Below are 18,851 nucleotides of genomic sequence, written 5' to 3' on the forward strand. Positions count from 1 at the left end.
CGTTCCCAGGAGGGCGCCCCGAAAGGCGTCCCTCAGGGGACGCATCGAAGGAAATCCCCTCGGGGGGCGGCCCACAAGACGTGAACGAACCCATGGAGCGATCATGACAAACACACAGTCAGCTTCCGTTAGTCCGCAGTCGCCGCACAATTCTCATACTTCGGCCGGCTCGGCTACTTCGGCTACTTCCAGGGCCGCGCACAAAGCCGGCGATCAACCGTTCTTCGATCCGGTCGCATACGGCAACGGACCGGACGACTCCGTCACCGAAGTCGACGAGACTGCCGCGGTCACGCATCATGCGGTCACCATCGGCGGGCGCAAGATCAACTACACGGCGACGGCGGGTCATCTGGTCATCGTCGACCCGAGCAGTTCGCAGCCCGAAGCCCGGATGTTCTACGTCGCGTTCACGCAGGACAGCCAGAAGGAGGAAACCCGCCCGGTGACGTTCTTCTATAACGGCGGACCGGGGTCGTCGTCCGTGTTCGTGCTGCTGGGCTCGTTCGCGCCGCGCCGCATCAAGACGTCGATGCCGGGCTTCACGCCGCCCGCGCCGTATTCGATGGAAGACAACCCGGACAGCCTGCTGGATCGCAGCGACCTGGTGTTCATCAATCCGGTCGGCACTGGCTACTCCGCGGCGGTCGCGCCGAAGAAGAACCGCGACTTCTGGGGCGTCGACCAGGATGCCGACTCGATCAAGCAATTCATCAAGCGGTTCCTGACCAAGAACAATCGCTGGAATTCACCGAAGTATCTGTTCGGCGAATCGTACGGCACGGCGCGCAGTTGCGTGCTGGCGTATCGCTTGCACGAAGATGGTGTCGATCTGAACGGCATCACGCTGCAATCGTCTATTCTCGATTACACGCAATCCGGCAACCCGGTCGGCACGCTGCCCACGGCGGCCGCGGACGCCTGGTACCACAAGAAACTCGGCATCGCGCCGCGGCCGACCGATCTCGGCGCGTTCGCCGAGGAAGTCGCACAATTCGCGCGCACCGACTATCTGGCGGCGCTGCGCAAGTTTCCGACCACCGATTCGGCGACCGTCGAAAAACTGAGCGAGTACACCGGCATCGACAAAACGAGCCTGCTCGCGTGGAGCCTGGATATCGCGGCCTACGACAGCCGCGGCAATTCGCTGTTTTTGACCACGCTGCTGAAGTCGCAGGGCCTTGCGCTCGGCGAGTATGACGGCCGGGTGACGGCGATCGACACGGGCATTGCCGGCAAGATCGACCCGAACTCCGGCGGCAACGACCCGACCATGACGGCGGTGACGGGCGTCTACACGACGATGTGGAACGTGTACCTGAACGAGCAGTTGAAATACACATCGAATTCGTCATTCACCGATCTGAACGATCAGGCGTTCAAGTACTGGGATTTCGGTCACATCGACCCGACCGGCGCGCAGAAAGGGCTCGACTCGAAGGGCAACATCATTTTGTACACCGCCGGCGATCTTGCCGCCGTGATGGCGCTCAATCCCGATCTGAAGGTGTTGTCGGCGAACGGGTTCTTCGACTACGTGACGCCGTTCTATCAGACCGTGCTCGATCTGCAGCAGATGCCGCTGCTCAGTCAGCAGGTCCGGCAGAATCTGTCCGCGCGTTTTTATCCGTCGGGGCACATGATCTATCTCGACGGCGGCTCACGCACGGCGCTGAAGGCGGACCTCGCGCAGATGTACGACTCGACGGTGTCCAACGCGCAGGCTCTCGGCCGGATTCGCGCTTTGCAGGCGCGGGTGGTGAAGTAGCGGCGGGGCGCTTGCGGTGCGACGCGGCGGGCGGCGCGTGAGCCATCGCGTCGCCCGCGCGGCGATGTCGAACGTTCGCCGTCCTATTGCCCATTCGATATCGCCCTGCGCAAACGGCCGGGCAACCGCCCGCGTCATACGCGCGAGTGCCGCTTTTGTACGTCAGGATATTGGATGTGTTTTAATTGCCTTGCGAATTGAACTATTGCGTGCCACAAGCGGCGCGCCGACGAATGAACGCAGGCATTGCAGACACGAGTCGTACCGACCTTTCCGGCGACCTAACCCGACGTATCCATGCGGTGATTCCACCCACGCTCGCGCGTGCCGGGTGCGGCGCGCCGCGTGCGGTGCTGATGGGCCTCACTGCGATCCTTGCGTTGCGCATCGGCGTCGTGCACGCGCAGGTCAGCGGCATGCTCGACGATCGCGTCACGCAGCAATCGGTGGGTGAAACGATTTGCCGTCCCGGCTATGCGGACGCGGTCGCGCCGCCTTTCGACGAACTGATGGCGCACAAGGATCACATGCTGGCCGCGCGCGGCATCGATGCCGAGGACGGCTTCGCCTTCGCGCTCGACCGGCGCGTGCCGATCGTGCTCGGCGGTTCGCCGGACGCGCCCGCCAACCTCGACCTCCTGCCATGGGCGGGTCAGCAGGGCGAGCGCCGCAAGGCGCGTGCGGCGGTCATGCTCAAGCACTGCGTCTGCGAGGGCAAACTGAGTCTCGCGCAGGCGCAAGCGGCGATCGTCGGCAACTGGTCGATGGTTTATTCGGGCTTCGGCCAGACGTCCTGCGATGTGAGCCGCCTCGACGTCGCCACTGGCGGCGACAACCAGATCGAAAGCGACGGCGATAAAGGCGACGGCGGCGATAGCGGCGCAGGCAGCGTCCACGGCACCGAGCGCGCCGGTGCGCCCTCAGGTCGCACTTCGCGTCACACATCTGCGCCGTCCTGATCGTTCATTCGCGCATATTCAGGCGGGCGGCCTAGTTGTCCGCGGCCTGCCGCCCTTCATTTTTTCGGAGAATCACCATGACCCATTCACGTGTTGCCACAGTGGCCCTCACTATCGGCAGCCTGTTCAGCAGTGCCGCCGCGCTTGCCGCCGACCCCGTACCTTGCGGCAAAGCCGACGCGTTGCAGATTCGCGGCGATGTGGCCGCCGCAATCAGCTTCGATGTGTACCGGCAACTGCGGCCGTTGAGCGCGCAACGTATTGCGTTGTTCCAGTCGGCCGGCGAGGTCAAACATTTACCGGACGGGCTGGCGGTCTGTCAGATCGCCGACGACGGCGTCGACGATCCGTCCGCGGTGCTGGTTCAGTTGCCGCAGGGCAAGAACGCGTGGTGGGTGAGCGCGGCCAACGTACAAGCGGCGGACCAGACGACGGACTGATCCCGTCGATCACCCCGGCTTTTGCACAAGCGCCCCGGGCAAGATGCCGTGACGATGCGGGCCGCGGCCCGTTTTTTGCGGGCGCCGTTGCGGTGCCCGTCTGCCGCAGACGCGTTGCCGGCGTTTGCGCCGCATTAAATGAACAGGTGTTTTGCTGTCGGCAATACCGCTTATTCGGGTACAGTGCATTAACGGCGATTTCCCGGTCTGTTTTTACGCTACCAGTGTTGCAGCGCTATTACCGAACGCGGCTATTGCTGACTATCTGAACACAGGACGAATTCGCAGAGGAGCTTCAGATGATTCCCTTCTATCTGTCATTGATCGCTTTGGGCGCTGCCGGTGTTGCAGTGATCCGCGAACTCGCCGCGAGGCAAATGAAACAACGTACCGCGCTACGCCCGGTGCGCATCCAGACCGCGGATCGACGCACGAGCCACAACGCGCGTCGAGGGTAGGCCGTATGAACCTCATCGTGCGCAACATCGCGGAGTCGTGCAGCGAGCAGCAAGTGCGAGACTTCCTCATGCATGAACTCGGGCACTACGCGAAAAACGTCGAGGTAATCGACGCAGGCAAACCCGGCGCGTACGCCACGGTCGAACTGGACGCGGACGTCCCCTATGTCGGCGACGTGATCGCGCGGCAGATTCACGGCAAGCAACTGGGCGGCCAGACGCTCGAAGCGAGCGCCGATCTGTTCACCGACGAACCACCCGCACAGTAAGCGGCTGCCCGAAATCCCGCGAATGCGGCGCGCGGCGTGAACGCGCTTCGACTAGCGGATTCGCGCCGCGCACGCTCGTCCGGTATGCATCGTTGGCGCTTCTGCGGCTTCGCTTTCCGTTTATTCTTCGCTCGCCTGCGCCGGCCAGTCAAATGGTGTGTACGGCAACGCCCGCTTGTGACGCGTCACACTGTAGAAACGCATGATGGTCTCGCGCGCGGCGTCGCTGACTGGTTTGCGTTCCAGGAAGTCGTCGATCACGTCGTACGGGATGCCGTAGGCGTCTTCATCAGGACGCAGCGGACGCAGCATTTCGAGGTCGGCGGTCGGCACCTTGTGCGCCAGCGCCTCGGGTGCGCCCAGCGCCTTCGCCACCGCGCGCACGCGGCGCTTGTTCAGGCCGGCGAGCGGCAGCACGTCGGCGCCGCCGTCGCCGAACTTGGTGAAGAAGCCCATCACCGACTCGGCCGCGTGGTCCGTGCCGATCACCACGCCGGTCCGCGCGCCGGCCACCGCATATTGCGCGATCATTCGCTGCCGCGCCTTGATATTGCCGTGCACGAAATCCTGTTGCGCTTCGTCCTTGAATAACACGCCGCTGTTATCCAGCGCGGCGAGCATCGCATCGGCGGCGGGTTTGATGTCGATGGCGAGATTTTCGTCCGCGCGAATAAAGCTTAACGCCTGCTGCGCATCGGCTTCGTCTTTCTGTTTTCCGTAAGGCAAACGTATTGCGACAAAATGCGCGTCGTAATTGTCAGCGCGTAATTTTTCGACGGCGAGTTGCGCAAGGCGCCCGGCGGTCGTCGAATCGACACCGCCGCTTATGCCAAGTACATAAGTTTTCAGGCCGCTCTCGCGCAGATAGTTCGCCAGAAACTCGACCCGGCGCACGATTTCCCGTTCGGCATCGAACTCGGCGGCGACGTGCATTTCAGCGGCGATGCTTGCCTGGCGGGCGATGGGGTCATGTTGCGTCATGATTTCTTTCTGCTCCTCGCGCGCTTACGCATTGTCAGCAATGAATGCTCGCGCGCCGATAAGATAAATAGCGAACCCGCGAGCGGGTGGGGGCGACGCAGTTTAGCCAGTATCCAAAGGTGCATCGGTCTCGGGGATTTATCATCGGAATGAACTTTAACGCTTGTAATACATTTTTTTAAAACTGTCTCGCGGATCATCAAATAATCCAGGTTTTTATGGCGGGATTCACAGATCGTCCGCAACTTGATCGACAGAATGCAAACTGCTTAGTAACATCCTCGTTCCGAGCGCCGAGTGACCCGGCGAGCAGTCAATAATAATCAGGTTTGCTCTAATACGCGAACGCGATGAACTACCCAAATCGGCCTGGCCAGCCTGTATTGGACCGCCTGACTTTCGCTTCGGTAGTTCATCCGTGCGACGAAGCGGGCTTGTGGCAATCGTGCTGCGAGTCGCGTGCGTCGCGGTTCACTCGCGTTGCTTGCGTTGCTTGCGTTGCTCGTGTTGCCCGCATCCGGGTCGCGCATGCCGTGCATGTTTTCCGTTTTCCTGCGCGCGCACTGGCCGCAGCTCTCTGCGCGATCTCGTGCGCCGCTGCGCTGGCCGCGCCGGCTCGCGGACCCGCGTTGCCGATGGCCGAGCAGGGCGCGGCGGGCCGGCCGGAGGTCGCCGTCAACGCGTCCGCGGTCGCCGCGCCCGATGCAGCCGGCGTCGTCGATCCACGCCGCGCGTTTCTGCTGCGCGATGTGTTCGCGCGAACCGTGACGCGGCAGTTGAAAGTGCCGGCGGCCGAACAGCGCGCTTACGCCGATCGTCTGGAAGCGGCGCTCAATGCGAATACGCTCGGCAACCTGTCGGGCGAGTACGTCGCGCTGGTGGATCGCAACACGAATGTGCAGGCGCTCTTCCTTTTATTTCGCGCCGCTCCGGCCGACAGCTGGCAGATGATTGGCGCGTCGCCGGTGTCGACCGGCCGGCCCGGCGAATACGACCATTTCATCACGCCGCTCGGCGTGTTCGAGCATACGCCCGGCAACATGGATTTCCGTTCCGAGGGCACGGAGAACGAGAACCACATTCGCGGCTACGGTAAGCGCGACATGCGGATCTTCGACCTAGGCTGGGCGCAGGGCGAACGCGGCTGGGGCAAGGGTGGCATGTCGCAGATGCGCTTCCAGATGCATGCGACCGACCCCGACCGGCTCGAACCGCTTCTCGGCATTCGCCACTCGAAGGGCTGTGTGCGGATTCCCGCATCGCTCAATGAGTTTCTCGACCACTACGGCATTCTCGATGCCGAATATGCGGCGCTGATCGACTCGGGGAAATCGCTGTGGGTGTTGAAAAGCGATCGGCAGATCATGCCGTGGGCGGGGCGTTACATCGTCGTGGTGGATTCACAGCGCAAGGGCAGGCCGGCGTGGGCGCCGGCGCCCGGCAGCAAGGCACGCGCGAAAGTGCCGGCCGGCGCGGATACCGCCGATTGATTGACGGCTGCCTGGCGCTTGACGAGCGGCTTGACGAGTGCCCGTATGAGCGCTTTTGCGAGCGGCTTCGCGAGCGTCTACATGAGCGTCTTCACGAGCGAGCCAGCAGCACCCCTGCCAGCGCGACGGCAAACCCCGCGATCTGCACCGGCAGCAACGTTTCGCCGAAGCCGACATAGCCTTCGAGCGCGGCGAGCGGCGGTGCGAGGAACATCAGCGCGGTGGCGCGCGCCGCGTCGCCGCGCCTGACCATCCACACCAACAAGGTGACGCTGATGCCCGAGAGCATCACGATGCCCCACGCGAGGGATGCCCACAAGGTGGCCGATGCAATCCAGCGATGCTCGCCGAGCGCGAGCACAAGCACGGCCGCGACGAGCGCGGCGCCGACATTTTGCACGGCGCTCGCGCTGCGGATATCGGCCTTCGCGAGCGAGGTCTTCTGAAACAGCGTGCCCGCCGTGATCGATGCGACCGCGACGATCGAGATGAACACGACCAGCCACGCGGGCGCGCTGCCATGCGAGGCCGGCGGCGCGGCCGCGGCGAGCTTCGGTTCGAGCACCAGCACGACGCCCGCGAGGCCCAGCGCCATGCCGGTCCAGCCGCGCCGCGACAGGCGCTCGCCGAACAGCGGCGCCGCGACGGCGGCCGTCGCGAGTGGCTGCAGCGCGCCGAGCAAGGCCATCACGCCGGCGCTCATGCCTTGGGCGACGGCCCAGTAGCCAGCGCCGAGATAGACGCCTTGCAACAGCGCGCCCGCCGCCAGGTGCTTGCCGAAGTCGCGGCCGGTCGGCCATGCCGCGCGTGCGACTATCGCGGCGAGCGCGAAAATCAGCGCGGTCCCGCCAAAGCGCGCGAGCAGGAAGAGATTGGGATCGGCGTAGGGCGTGATCGCGCGGGCAACGACGAAACCGGTCGACCACAGCACGACGAAGACAGCGGCAATGAGAGAGGCGAACATCGGAGCGGATGGGGTGAAAAGCCGCCATCTTGCCGGGATGCGCGTGGCGTGTCTTGTTTGAAGCTGCAGTTCGTCGAGAGGGAGCGGGCGGCGCTGAGGGCGAGTGGCGCGGCGCGCGTGCCGGGTGGTTTTGCCGGTGGCGGCCACCCATCACCAGATCAGCAACATCGTCCCCGCGCCCAGCAGCCCCCCACACAACGCACACGCCCACAACAAGATCCGCGTGCGCCGGTACTCGCGGCCGATGTCCGCGATCAACTGCGCGTTCTGCTGCGGCGTACGCGCGCGCTCGTGTTCATGCTGCAAATAGCGAACCGCCAGTTGCGGCACGCGCGGCAGCATATGCGCCAGATGCGGCAGCTCTCGCGAGATACGCTTGATCCAGCCGCGATGATCGACGTCGCGCCGCGCAATGTCCGCGAGCACGCCGCGCGCGATATTCCACGTATCGACGCCCGGATGCAGCGCACGCGCGAGCATCTCCGCCTGCTGGAACGAGCGCTGCGCGGCGGCGAGGCGGGCGGGCACCGCGCCGTCGAACGGATGCACGGCGTGCAGCAGATGATGAAACAGTGAACCCGCCGAGCGATCCTCCGGCACAGCCGCGAAATGCGCTTCGGCGCGCGTGCGCAACTCGGCTTCGAGCATCTCCGCGCGGATGTCGGCGGGCACGTGTCCGGCATCGCGATGCATCTCGGCGAGGCGCCCGTAGTCCTGCTCGAACAGCGCGGTCGCGCCGTGCACGAAGAATTCGCGCTCGCCGGTCGACAGCGTCGACATGATCGAAAATTCGGCCAGCACGAGGCGCCCGAGCGTGTCCTGCTCGATGCTCACGCGCACGCGGCGCGCGTCGAGCGTGGCGTGAAAGAAGCCGTGCTCGAACGCCTGCTCGGACACGACTTCGACAATATGCGCGGCGAGCGGCGCGAGCTTGACATGGTGCGCGTGCAGTCCGCCCAGGTCATTCGCGGGCAAGGTGTTGACGCGCTGCATCGTCAGCGTGTGGTTGGTGCACAGATCCCAGATCACGTCCGGCACGACGAGGCGCGCGTCGCCGTCGAAGTGATGGCCGGTCTGGCTCAGGTTGGCGGCTTCGGCGCGCAGGTCGAAGCGGCGCAGGATGTCGTCGGTGAAGGTCTGCGCGAGCGCGCGCAGTTGCAGGCGGCGCGCGGTGCCCGATAGCTTTTCCAGCCAGCGCGCGACCCAGCGCAACAGCGCGAGTTCGTCGCCGATCTGTTGCAACTGGTCCGCGCGCACCAGTTTGATCGCCACTTCGCGATGCCCTTTGACCGGCGTCAGCAGCCGCGCGAAATGCGTCTGTTCGGCAAAGCCGCCGCGCACCGGCACCAGGTCGACCGCGCTGAACAGCGTGTCGAGCGGCCGGCCGAACGCGCGCGCCAGCGCCTCTTCGGACTCGCGGGGCGGCAGCGGCTCTTCCATATGGTCGACCGCGTCGATCGCGTCGTGCAAGGTGGCGCTCGCGAGTTCAGGGCGTTGCGCGAGCGTCTGCGCGAAGCGGCTGGCAAGCGGCCCCAGCGCCGGCAACAGGCTGTGCAGATTCTGGCCGCTGCGCCCCGATGCATGCACGCGGCCGACCAGCTCGATCATCCAGTGGAGTTTGTGCCCGGTCGGCGCGGCAAGCCAGATCAGGCGCGCGCCGTAACGCAGCGCGTGGAACAGCAGCAGGAGACGGCGAAGCAGTGGCGGCATCGGGTGTTCGGTTGACGGACCAGCAGGATCGACAGGCACCGACGGGACGTCGGCGCGCGGCCAAGGGCTTAGGTTAGCAGGTAACCAGCAGATGAGCGCGCCGGCAGGAGCGTCGCCGCACCACGCGTAATACAATACCCCGGCCTTCTCCAACCGCGGCGAAACCTAAGCGTGCCGGCTTCCGGCCTTCATCAGATGCTCGCAGAACAACGTCACCAATACATCCTGGCGCAAGTCGCAAAAACGGGCGCGCTCTCGGTCGCCGAACTGGTGCGCGAACTGAACGTGTCGCGCGAGACCATCCGCCGCGATCTGAACGCGCTGGCCGGGCGTGGACTGCTGGTCACGACTCACGGCGGCGCGCTGTCGAGCGACCGGCGCGAGCCGGACCTCGATACGCGCGAAGCGGCGAACGCCGGCGCGAAGCGCGCGATCGGCGAGCGCGCGGCCGAGTTCGTGCCGGACGGCGCGTCGCTCATCATCGATTCGGGCAGCACGACGCAGGCAGTGGCGCGGGCGCTCCTCGACCGGCATCGTCTGGTGGTCCATACGAACGACTGGCGCATCGCGCTGCTGCTCGGCCGGCGCAACGACAACCGCGTGACGCTGCTCGGCGGCGAGCTGTCGGATATCGAAGACGCCACCTTCGGGCTCGACACGGTCCAGCAGCTCACGCAATACCACGCGGACTTCGCGTTCATCGGCGCCGGCGGGATCTCGCCGGACGGCTATCTGACCGACTACAGCCGTATGGCCGCCGAAGTGCGTAGCCGCATGATCGCCGCCGCCGACACGGTGGTGATCGTCGCCGACCATTCGAAGTTCGGCCGCGTGACGCCGGTGCGGATCAACGGGATCGAGTCGGCGCGTTATCTGGTGACGGAACTGGCTCCCGAGCGGGCGCTCGGCAAGGCGATTACCGCGCATGGGCCGGAAATTCTGATCGCGTAATTGCGTGACTGCCTGATCGTGGCTCGGCTGCATGGCGGGTCATGCGGAGGCGGAATTGCTCGGGCATGAGGTTGAGCGCGGGCAACGCGTTGTGCGATTCGCCCCCAGCCTCGCACGGCCTCCACGGGCCAGCCGACCCTCGGTTACCTCAGACATGTTCAGTTCCACGCAGAGCAGCGAACAAAAACGTGTTGGCCATTATTGGCGAATTGTGTAGTTTTTTGGAATTCGTGAGAATGGTCATGGCGTTGTCACGGAAACCTGTGATTCTTGCCATGCCCGTTCAGGCATGGCAAGCAGCGCGAGCGTCGTAGATGGGCTGTAAGTCTGGCTGGAGGAGAAGCAGCAAAGTTGTCGGCAATCTGCAATCCACGCCGATCCGCAGCAATCAGCGCGGAAATGCGCGCGCAGAAGGCCACGACAGCTGGCTGTGGGCAACACACAAGCGGCACGGCGCTAACGCCGTTCAATCACAACAGGTATGGGGCTATCCCGACCGTCTGGTTTTTTGCCTTTCGGAGAAAACGACATGACAAAGACGCATTCCCTTCACGCCACGGCCGGCCTCGTTCGCAAACTGCTGCCGGCGCTGGTCGCCGCGGCGGCATTCGGCGGCGCGGCAATGCAGGCTCACGCAGCCGACGCCGTGGTGCTGTACACCGCCGACGGCCTGGAAAATCTCTACAAGGACGTGCTGCCGGCATTCGAAAAGAAGGAAGGCGTGAAGGTCAACATCGTCACGGCGGGCAGCGGTGAAGTGGTGAACCGCGCGACCATCGAAAAGGATCAACCGAAGGCCGACGTGATCGTCACGCTGCCGCCGTTCATCCAGCAAGCCGATCAGGCCGGCCTGCTGCAGGCGTACCAGAGCGCCAACTACAAGAACGTGCCGGCGATCGCCAAGGCGCCGAGCGGCGCGTGGGCGACCTTCGTGAACAACTACTTCTCGTTCGCGATCAACCCGGACGTCACGAAGAACCAGCCGAAGACTTTCGCGGACCTGCTGCACCCGGACTACAGCGGCAAGGTCGCCTACTCGAACCCGGCAACCGCTGGTGACGGCATGGCGGTGATCATCCTGACCACGTCGCTGATGGGCGAGGACAAGGCGTTCGACTATCTGAAGAAGCTCGAACAGAGCGCCAAGTTCCACACCAAGGGCACGGGCTATCTCGACGTGCTGCTGTCCCGCAATGAAATCGCCGTCGCCAATGGCGACCTGCAAATGGACCTGGACGACGCGGCCAACGGCGGCCTGTCGCTCAAGCCGGTGTTTCTTGCGGCCGAGCCCGGCGGCCAGCCGACCACCTTCCAGCTGCCGTACGCGATCGGTCTGATCAAGAACGGCCCGAACCAGGCTGAAGGCAAGAAGCTGATCGACTACCTGATGTCGACGGAAGTGCAGGCCAAGGTTCCGGACATCTTCGGCATTCCGGGCCGCACCGACGTGCCGCTCGCCGGCAAGAATGGCGAGACGGTCAAGCAGGCCATCTCGGGCGTGAAGCTGATTCCGGTGGACTGGAACCACGTGATGGCGAAAAAGGCCGACTGGACCGCACGCTGGAAGAGCGAGGTGATCGGCTCGTCGGGCAAGCAGATCGAAGTGGTCAAGCCGAAGTAAACCGCGGCTCGCGGTGTAATTGACGTAACTGAGTCAGGCGGCGCCTCCGGGTATCGGCAGGCGCCGCATCAGCATTAATCTTGTTGGAGGATCCACCCGGTGAATACGGCCAGTCTCGCTAACCCCGGCGCGCTCGACGCCTCACCGGACGCGCTCGATGCCGCGCGTTCGAACGCGCCGGGCGGCGTGCAGATCGATCATCTGACGGTGCGCTTCGGCACGCGCACGGTGCTCGACGATCTGTCGCTGACCATCCAGCGCGGCGAGTTGCTCACCGTGCTCGGCCGCAGCGGTTGCGGCAAGACGACCTTGCTGCGCTTCATCGCCGGGTTCATCGAAGCGGACGGCCTGGCCGGCACGCTGATCGTGGCCGGCCACGACCTCACGCACGTGCCGCCGCATAGGCGCAATCTCGGTCTGCTGTTCCAGAGCTATGCGCTGTTCCCGCATCTGTCGGTGTTTGAAAATGTCGCGTTCGGTCTGCGCGCGCGCCGCGCGCCGTCGCGCGACATCGCACGGCGCGTCGCCGACGTGTTGAAGCTGGTGCAACTGGGCGACGCCGGCCACGTGATGCCCGCGCAGCTGTCGGGCGGCATGCAGCAGCGGGTGGCGCTGGCCCGCGCGCTCGTGATCGAGCCCGACGTGCTGCTGCTCGACGAACCGCTGTCCGCACTCGACGCCAATCTGCGCGCGTCGGTGCGTTCCGAATTGAAGGCTCTGCATGAACGTCTGCCGAATCTGACGATCGTCTGCGTGACGCACGATCAGGACGACGCGCTGGTGCTGTCCGACCGCACGCTGCTGATGCGCGACGGCCGCATCGCGCAACTCGGCACGCCGCAGCAGTTGTACGACACACCTGCCGACGGCTTCGTCGCGCGCTATCTGGGCGCGGCCAATCTGCTGCCGCCGCAGCTCGCGTTCGCCATGGACGACGTGCGCTACAACGAGCGCGAACGGGTCGCGTGTTTGCGTCCCGAGGCGCTGCGCATCGTGCCGCTCGGCGAAGGGCAGATGCATGGCGCGATCACGTCGGTCGAATGGTATGGCGCGGTGCTGTCGGTGCAGGTCACGCTCGACGCGCTGCCCAACGAGCCGGTGCTCGTCACCATGCAGCGCGGCCAAGGCATGATGCCGGTGAAGGGCGCTCGTGTTTCCCTGCGTTACGAGGCTGACGATGTCGTCCTTATCCACCCCTGATACGTCCGCCCCGGTCAGCGCGGCAGACGCCGCCGCCGAGGCGCGCCGCAGCGCCAGCGCCGCGTCGCATACGGCGGCGGTGAAGCGTCGCGAACGCGCGGCGCAATGGCATCTGCTTTTCATCGCCATGGTGGTGCTCGGGCCGCTGGTCATCTACCCGCTCGTGCGTCTGGTCATGCTGAGTCTGACCGGCTCCCATGGCCTGAGCATGCAGGCTTATTCGACCTTCTTCGGCAATCCCGAAACGCGCGGCGTGATCGGCACGACGCTGTGGATTCTGTTCGCCAGCGCGGGTCTCGCCTCGCTGCTCGGCGTGGCGCTGGCATCGATCCTGTTCTTCAAGCCGTTTCCCGGCGCGCGGATGATCACGCGCTTTCTCGAACTGTTCGTCGCGTTCCCGTCGTTTCTGGTCGCGTTCACGCTGATCTTTCTGTACGGCTCTCAAGGCTCGGTGAGCATCGGCTTGCAGCGGCTCTTCAATCTGCAGGCGCCGCCGCTGAACTTCCTGTTCGGCGTCGGCGGCGTGATTCTCGCGGAAGTGGTGTTCTACGCGCCGTTCGTCGTACGTCCGACGCTGGCCTCGTTCGCGCTGCTCGACCGGCGTCTGATCGAAGCCGCGCGCAGCCTCGGCGCGAACGGCCTGATGGTCGCGTTCAAGGTGATCCTGCCGCTAGCGTGGCCGGGCATCGCGGCGGGCACCATCCTCTGTTTCCTGCTGACGCTCAACGAGTTCGGCATTCTGCTCGTGCTCGGCAGCGCGCATCTGATCACGCTGCCGGTGGCGATCTACAGTTCCGCCACCGTCGACCTCGATCTGCCGACCGCCGCCGCCGGCGCGGTCGTGATGCTGATGATGTCTTTGTCGCTGTACGCGTTGTACCGCCGGGTCAATCGTCGCAAGGTAAAAGGAGCGGGCCATGGCCGTTGAACTCGACCCGACCGTGTTGCCGGTCATGCACAAGAAGGCGCGGCCGGTGCGCCACAGTTTGCTGGTGCGCATGCTCGGCGGGCTGTTTCTCGGCTTTGCCGGGTTGCTGTGCTTCTGGCTGTTCGTGTTGCCGGTGCTGGTCGTCGGGTTGTCGAGCGTGGCCTCGCACTGGTCCGGCACGATCCTCCCCGACGGTTTCAGCATGCGCTGGTTCGAGCGTCTCGGTTCGAGCGACTTCGACGCGCTGAGGACCAGCCTCGAAGTCGGCATGGGCGTCGCCATGCTCGGCACGATCCTCGGGCTGTGGCTCGCGCTCGCGCTCGAAGGACGCGACCGGCGTGGTCTGGGCGCGTTCGTCGACACCGTCGCGATGATGCCCAACGGCGTGCCGAGCGTGGTGCTCGGGCTCGCGGTGCTGATCGCGTATCACAAGCGGCCGGTGGATCTGTCGAGTTCGGCGGCGATCGTCGTGTTCGTGCAGCTCGCGCTGGTGTTGCCGTTCTGCTACCGGTGCGCGGCCGCCGCGTTGCGCCCGGAACTGACGGTCCTGCGCGAAGCGGCGGCCAGTCTCGGTGCGCCGCCGTCGATGGTGTTGCGCCGCGTGGTGCTGCCCCAACTGGTGCCGGCGATCCGCGCCAGTCTCGCGCTCGGTTTTGCGCTGTCGCTCGGCGAACTGGGCGCTACGCTGACCGTCTATCCGCCGGGTTTCGCGACGGTGCCGATCGTCGTCGTCGGCCAGGTGGAGCGCGGCTACTACCTGCCGGCCTCCGCGCTGTCGCTGATTCTGCTGCTGGTCTCGCTGGCCGCGCTGCTCTTGATCGCCGCGCGCGTCCCACGCCGTCGGGTCGACTGACGGCAATTCCGCAGAGTGTGTTTGCGCGCCGTGGCGGCGCGCAAACACTTTGCGATGTGGCAAAATTTGTCAAAATGACCGAATATATGCTGTCTGCTTATGTCGATCCGATCGATGTCGTGCGCAGGCATTCGCTCACGACGCTGGTGCGCGACGAGATCGAGCGGCACATCGTCGAAGGGGCGCTCGCGCCCGGCGACAAGCTCAACGAAGCCGATTGGGCCGCGCGGCTGCGGGTGTCGCGCGGGCCGGTGCGCGAGGCGTTTCGCGCGCTGGAGCAGGCCGGCCTCGTGCGTACCGAGAAGAATCGCGGCGTGTTCGTGCGGACGGTGTCGCTGGCGGAGGCGGACGAGATTTACGCGGTGCGCGCGGTGCTCGAAGAAGCGGCGTGCCGGATGCTGGCGGCGAGCATCGACGCAGCGAAGCTCGCGGTGTTGCGCGACTGGCTCGACGCGATGCGCGCCGCGGCCGACGCGCACGATCACAATGCGTACGCGCGCGCCAACGTGGCGTTTCACGACGCGCTGGTCGCCGCGTCGGGCAATCGGAAGCTGTATGAAACGTATCGACGGCTGGTGAGCGAGTTGAGCCTGTTCCGCCGTGCCGCGTTGGTGGTGCATGCTGATGCGATGGAGCGCTCGCTGGCCGAGCATCGCGCGATTCTGACGGCGCTTGCCTCGCGCGACGTCGAGCAGGCGGCGGCGCTGATGCACGCGCATGTGAACGGCGGCTTGCAGCGCGCGCATGCGGCATGCGAGACGGCGGGGCCGCTGGGCGCGGCGTCGAGGTCGCCGGCCGCGCCGGTTTCGAGCGATTGAGCGCAGAACGATCGACTGCGAAGGATTAACGACAGCACGCGTGCCACGCACGCATGGAAGGCAATGATGGCAAACTCAGGCGAACGCACAATCGAAGTCAACGGCCGCAGCTACCGGCTCCCCTCGCAATCGACCGTGGTGGTGTGCGTCGACGGCTGCGAGTTCGATTATCTCGAAGCCGCGGTCGCGGCCGGCGTCGCGCCGTTCATCGGCACGATGCTCGAAAGCGGTTCGGCCTTCAAGGGCGACTGCGTGATCCCCTCGTTCACCAACCCGAACAATCTGTCGATCGTGTGCGGCGTGCCGCCATCGGTGCACGGCATCTGCGGCAATTACTTCTGGGACCCGGACGCGAACCATGGCGCGGGCGCGGAAGTCATGATGAACGATCCCGCCTATCTGCGCGCCGGCACGTTGCTCGCCGCCGCCGCCGAGGCGGGCGCCGCGGTTGCCGTGGTCACCGCGAAGGACAAGCTGCGCAGCCTGCTCGGCTGGCAACTGAAGGGCATCTGTTTCTCGGCGGAAAAAGCCGACAAGGCGACGCGCGCGGAGAACGGTATCGACGCAGTGCTCGATCTGGTCGGCTTGCCCTTGCCCGACGTGTACAGCGCGGGGCTGTCCGAATTCGTGTTCGCCGCCGGTGTGCGGCTCGCGCAGACGCGCAAGCTCGACCTGATGTATCTGTCGACCACCGATTACATCCAGCACAAATGGGCGCCCGGCACCGAAGGCGCGAACGCGTTCTACGCGATGATGGACGGCTATCTGGCGAAGCTCGACGCGCTCGGCTGGGTGATCGGCCTGACCGCCGACCACGGGATGAACGCCAAGCACGATCCGCGCACCGGCGAGCCGAACGTGATCTATCTGCAGGATGTGCTGGACGACTGGCTCGGCGCGAAGACGGCGCGTGTGATCCTGCCGATCACCGATCCGTACGTCGTGCATCATGGCGCGCTCGGGTCGTTCGCGACGGTCTACCTGCAGCGCGATGTCGATGCCGCGCTGGTGATCGAGCGCATCGGCCGGCTGCAGGGCATCGAGGTCGTGCTCGACAACCGCACGGCGTGCCTACGCTTCGAGCTGCCGGAGGACCGCGTCGGCGATGTCGTCGTGGTCAGCACGAAGCATGTCGTGCTCGGCACGCGGCGCGACGAACATGATCTGTCGGGGTTGACCGTGCCGTTGCGTTCGCACGGGGGCATTTCCGAGCAGGAAGTGCCGCTGCTGTTCAACCGGCGCGTCGAAGCATTGCCGGACGGCAGCGGTGGCGGCGCTAACGGCAAGCGGCTGCGCAACTTCGATATCTTCGATGTCGCGCTGAATCGCGTGTCGGCATCATGAACTCCACGCTGCGGGACCATCCGGCTTTTCGGGCGGAAGCGCTGCGGCTCAAGGGCGAGCGCGCCACCCGCGCGCGCACGCTCGACGTGTGCGATCCTTATACGGGCACGCGGGTAGGCACGGTCCCGCTGGCGAGCGTCGACGACGTGCGCGCGGCCTTCGACTACGCGGCGGCTTACCGGCCGACGCTCACGCGTTACGAGCGTTCGCTGATTCTGGAGCGCGCGGCCGCCCTGCTGCGTGAGCGGACTGAAGAGGCGTCGGATTTGATCTCGCTCGAATCGGGTTTGTCGAAGCAGGACTCGCGTTACGAGATCGGCCGCGTCGCGGATGTGTTCAAGTTCGCGTCGATCGAAGCGTTGCGTGACGACGGCCAAAGCTTCTCCTGCGATCTGACGCCGCACGGCAAGAAGCGGCGTGTGTTTTCGCAGCGCGAGCCGCTGGCGGGTGTGATCGTCGCGATCACCCCGTTCAATCACCCGATGAACCAGGTCGCGCACAAGGTCGCGCCGGCGATCGCGACGAACAATCGGGTGCTGCTGAAGCCGTCGGAGAAGGTGCCGCTGTCGGCACTCTATCTGGCCGATGTCCTCTATGAGGCTGGCTTGCCCGCGCCGATGCTGCAGGTGCTGACCGGCGATCCGCGCGAAATCGCCGACGAGTTGATCACGCATGCGCTGGCGGAGCTCGTCACCTTTACGGGTGGCGTGGCGATCGGCAAATACATCGCGGCGAAGGCCGCTTACCGGCGTGTCGTGCTTGAGCTCGGCGGCAACGATCCGCTGATCGTGCTCGACGACGCCGATCTCGAACGCGCGGCGACGCTCGCCGTGCAGGGCTCGTACAAAAACTCCGGGCAGCGCTGCACCGCAGTCAAGCGGATGCTGGTGCAACAGCGTGTCGCGGCGGATTTCACCGAGCTTGTGGTGGAGAAGACGCGGGCCTGGTCGTTCGGCCATCCATTCGATGCGTCGAATCAGATGGGCACGGTGATCGACGTCGCCGCCGCGCAGCTATTCGAAGCGCGTGTGAACGAAGCGATCGCGGGCGGCGCGCGGCTGCGGATCGGCAACCGGCGCAAAGGCGCGCTGTATGCGCCGACGGTGCTCGACCGGGTCGATCCGTCGATGACGCTGGTGCGCGAGGAAACCTTCGGCCCCGTGTCTCCGATTATCGCCTTCGACACACTCGACGACGCCATTCGCATCAGCAACGGGACGCCCTTCGGATTGTCGTCGGGCGTGTGTACGAACCGGCAGGACGCGATCACGCGCTTCATCAACGAATTGCGCGTGGGGACGGTCAACGTGTGGGAAGTGCCCGGCTACCGGATCGAGCTGACGCCGTTCGGCGGTATCAAGGACTCCGGGCTTGGCTATAAGGAAGGGGTTCAGGAAGCAATGAAGAGCTTCACCAATCTGAAGACCTTTTCATTGCCTTGGGAGTAAGAGAGTGGCATTGAGTCTGAACGACATCCGTTCGCTATTTGAGCAATACGGCAATCTGGCTTATAGCGGAGAGCCGGTGACGCAACTCGAACATGCTTTGCAAAGCGGTGCGCTGGCCGAAGAAGCGGGCGCCGGCGACGAGCTGGTTGCCGCCGCGTTCTTGCACGACCTCGGTCATCTGTTGAATCTGCAAGGCGACACGCCGACCGAGCGGGGCATCGACGATCTGCATCAGTATTTTGCTCTGCCGTTCTTGCGGCACGTGTTGTCGGACGCGGTCCTTGAGCCGATCCGTTTGCACGTCGATGCCAAGCGCTGCCTATGCACCATCGACGACACGTACTTCGGACAGCTTTCCGCCGATTCGGTGCGGAGTCTGGAATTGCAGGGCGGCATCTTCAGCAGGGAAGAGGCCGAGGCGTTTTTGCGGAAGCCTTATGCGGAAGATGCATTGTGTCTGCGTAAATGGGATGACCGCGCAAAAGAGCAGCATCGTGCGACGCCGGATCTCGATCACTATATGGGTGTGGTTGAGCGCGTGATGCGTAAGCATGCGGTTGCGTGAGCCACGGGTTTGCGCTTTCCGCTTTCGTTCGATCAGTTGCTAGGGTCGTGGTCATTGCGCCCGCTTGGCACGTAAGTCAGGCAC

Annotated in this window: 17 protein-coding genes; 14 read left to right on the plus strand and 3 right to left on the minus strand. The window is 64.9% G+C overall.

From position 1 onward, the window contains the following. Nucleotides 1-103 precede the first annotated feature (103 nt). The 4 genes from P0D89_RS33590 to P0D89_RS33605 all read left to right on the plus strand — a co-directional run bounded on the left by P0D89_RS33590 (nt 104) and on the right by P0D89_RS33605 (nt 3,894). Nucleotides 104-1,768 (plus strand): S10 family peptidase, encoded by a 1,665-nt coding sequence (locus P0D89_RS33590; RefSeq protein ID WP_408361337.1) that lies wholly within the window; start codon nt 104-106, stop codon nt 1,766-1,768. Between the two features lie 233 nt (nt 1,769-2,001). Then, nucleotides 2,002-2,727: a hypothetical protein gene (locus P0D89_RS33595; RefSeq protein WP_408361338.1), complete on the plus strand. Its 726-nt coding sequence runs from the start codon at nt 2,002-2,004 to the stop codon at nt 2,725-2,727. A gap of 77 nt (nt 2,728-2,804) precedes the next feature. After that, complete coding sequence (locus tag P0D89_RS33600; RefSeq protein WP_408361339.1) at nt 2,805-3,167, plus strand: hypothetical protein; 363 nt, start codon at nt 2,805-2,807, stop codon at nt 3,165-3,167. A gap of 463 nt (nt 3,168-3,630) precedes the next feature. Beyond that, entirely contained in the window at nt 3,631-3,894 is a 264-nt protein-coding gene (locus tag P0D89_RS33605) for an RNA-binding protein (protein WP_408361340.1), read from the plus strand. Nucleotides 3,895-4,014: 120 nt separating this feature from the next. Here the strand turns inward: P0D89_RS33605 and nadE are convergent, their stop codons facing one another. Next, nucleotides 4,015-4,875, minus strand: a complete 861-nt coding sequence (gene nadE, locus P0D89_RS33610; protein WP_408361341.1) for an NAD(+) synthase — start codon at nt 4,873-4,875, stop codon at nt 4,015-4,017. A gap of 533 nt (nt 4,876-5,408) precedes the next feature. On the opposite strand from nadE, the gene P0D89_RS33615 reads away from it, so the two are divergent. Then, on the plus strand, nt 5,409-6,365 hold the full coding sequence (locus P0D89_RS33615; protein ID WP_408361342.1) for a L,D-transpeptidase: 957 nt from the start codon (nt 5,409-5,411) through the stop codon (nt 6,363-6,365). A gap of 91 nt (nt 6,366-6,456) precedes the next feature. Here P0D89_RS33615 and P0D89_RS33620 read toward each other — a convergent pair whose 3' ends face one another. Together P0D89_RS33620 and P0D89_RS33625 are read right to left on the minus strand one after the other, a co-directional pair. Continuing rightward, nucleotides 6,457-7,329, minus strand: a complete 873-nt coding sequence (locus P0D89_RS33620) for a DMT family transporter (RefSeq protein ID WP_408361343.1) — start codon at nt 7,327-7,329, stop codon at nt 6,457-6,459. 150 nt (nt 7,330-7,479) lie between these two features. Continuing rightward, nucleotides 7,480-9,039, minus strand: coding sequence for an ABC1 kinase family protein (locus P0D89_RS33625; protein WP_408361344.1), 1,560 nt, complete (start codon nt 9,037-9,039; stop codon nt 7,480-7,482). Nucleotides 9,040-9,234: 195 nt separating this feature from the next. Here P0D89_RS33625 and P0D89_RS33630 point away from each other — a divergent pair, with 195 nt between their 5' ends. The 9 genes from P0D89_RS33630 to P0D89_RS33670 all read left to right on the plus strand — a co-directional run bounded on the left by P0D89_RS33630 (nt 9,235) and on the right by P0D89_RS33670 (nt 18,767). Next, complete coding sequence (locus P0D89_RS33630) at nt 9,235-9,990, plus strand: DeoR/GlpR family DNA-binding transcription regulator (RefSeq protein ID WP_408361345.1); 756 nt, start codon at nt 9,235-9,237, stop codon at nt 9,988-9,990. Between the two features lie 529 nt (nt 9,991-10,519). Further along, nucleotides 10,520-11,611 (plus strand): 2-aminoethylphosphonate ABC transporter substrate-binding protein, encoded by a 1,092-nt coding sequence (phnS, locus tag P0D89_RS33635; protein WP_408361346.1) that lies wholly within the window; start codon nt 10,520-10,522, stop codon nt 11,609-11,611. Nucleotides 11,612-11,710: 99 nt separating this feature from the next. Continuing rightward, nucleotides 11,711-12,811: a 2-aminoethylphosphonate ABC transport system ATP-binding subunit PhnT gene (phnT, locus tag P0D89_RS33640; protein ID WP_408361347.1), complete on the plus strand. Its 1,101-nt coding sequence runs from the start codon at nt 11,711-11,713 to the stop codon at nt 12,809-12,811. Continuing rightward, nucleotides 12,789-13,739 (plus strand): 2-aminoethylphosphonate ABC transporter permease subunit, encoded by a 951-nt coding sequence (locus tag P0D89_RS33645; protein ID WP_408361348.1) that lies wholly within the window; start codon nt 12,789-12,791, stop codon nt 13,737-13,739. The genes phnT and P0D89_RS33645 overlap by 23 nt, the downstream gene beginning before the upstream one ends. Beyond that, a complete protein-coding gene (gene phnV, locus P0D89_RS33650) occupies nt 13,729-14,592 on the plus strand; it encodes a 2-aminoethylphosphonate ABC transport system, membrane component PhnV (RefSeq protein WP_408361349.1) in 864 nt (287 codons plus the stop codon). Before P0D89_RS33645 ends, phnV begins: the two co-directional genes overlap by 11 nt. A 74-nt stretch (nt 14,593-14,666) precedes the next feature. Beyond that, nucleotides 14,667-15,410: a phosphonate utilization associated transcriptional regulator gene (locus P0D89_RS33655; RefSeq protein WP_408361350.1), complete on the plus strand. Its 744-nt coding sequence runs from the start codon at nt 14,667-14,669 to the stop codon at nt 15,408-15,410. A gap of 66 nt (nt 15,411-15,476) precedes the next feature. After that, nucleotides 15,477-16,754, plus strand: a complete 1,278-nt coding sequence (gene phnA, locus P0D89_RS33660) for a phosphonoacetate hydrolase (protein WP_408361351.1) — start codon at nt 15,477-15,479, stop codon at nt 16,752-16,754. Further along, the gene (gene phnY / locus P0D89_RS33665; protein ID WP_408361352.1) at nt 16,751-18,202 is read left to right on the plus strand and encodes a phosphonoacetaldehyde dehydrogenase; all 1,452 of its coding nucleotides are present in this window, start codon (nt 16,751-16,753) and stop codon (nt 18,200-18,202) included. The genes phnA and phnY overlap by 4 nt, the downstream gene beginning before the upstream one ends. Before the next feature lie 4 nt (nt 18,203-18,206). Then, entirely contained in the window at nt 18,207-18,767 is a 561-nt protein-coding gene (locus tag P0D89_RS33670; RefSeq protein ID WP_408361353.1) for a phosphonate degradation HD-domain oxygenase, read from the plus strand. Nucleotides 18,768-18,851: the final 84 nt, after the last annotated feature.

The sequence above is a fragment of the Paraburkholderia sp. RL18-085-BIA-A genome, assembly GCF_046027075.1.
In the GTDB taxonomy this organism is placed as follows: domain Bacteria; phylum Pseudomonadota; class Gammaproteobacteria; order Burkholderiales; family Burkholderiaceae; genus Paraburkholderia.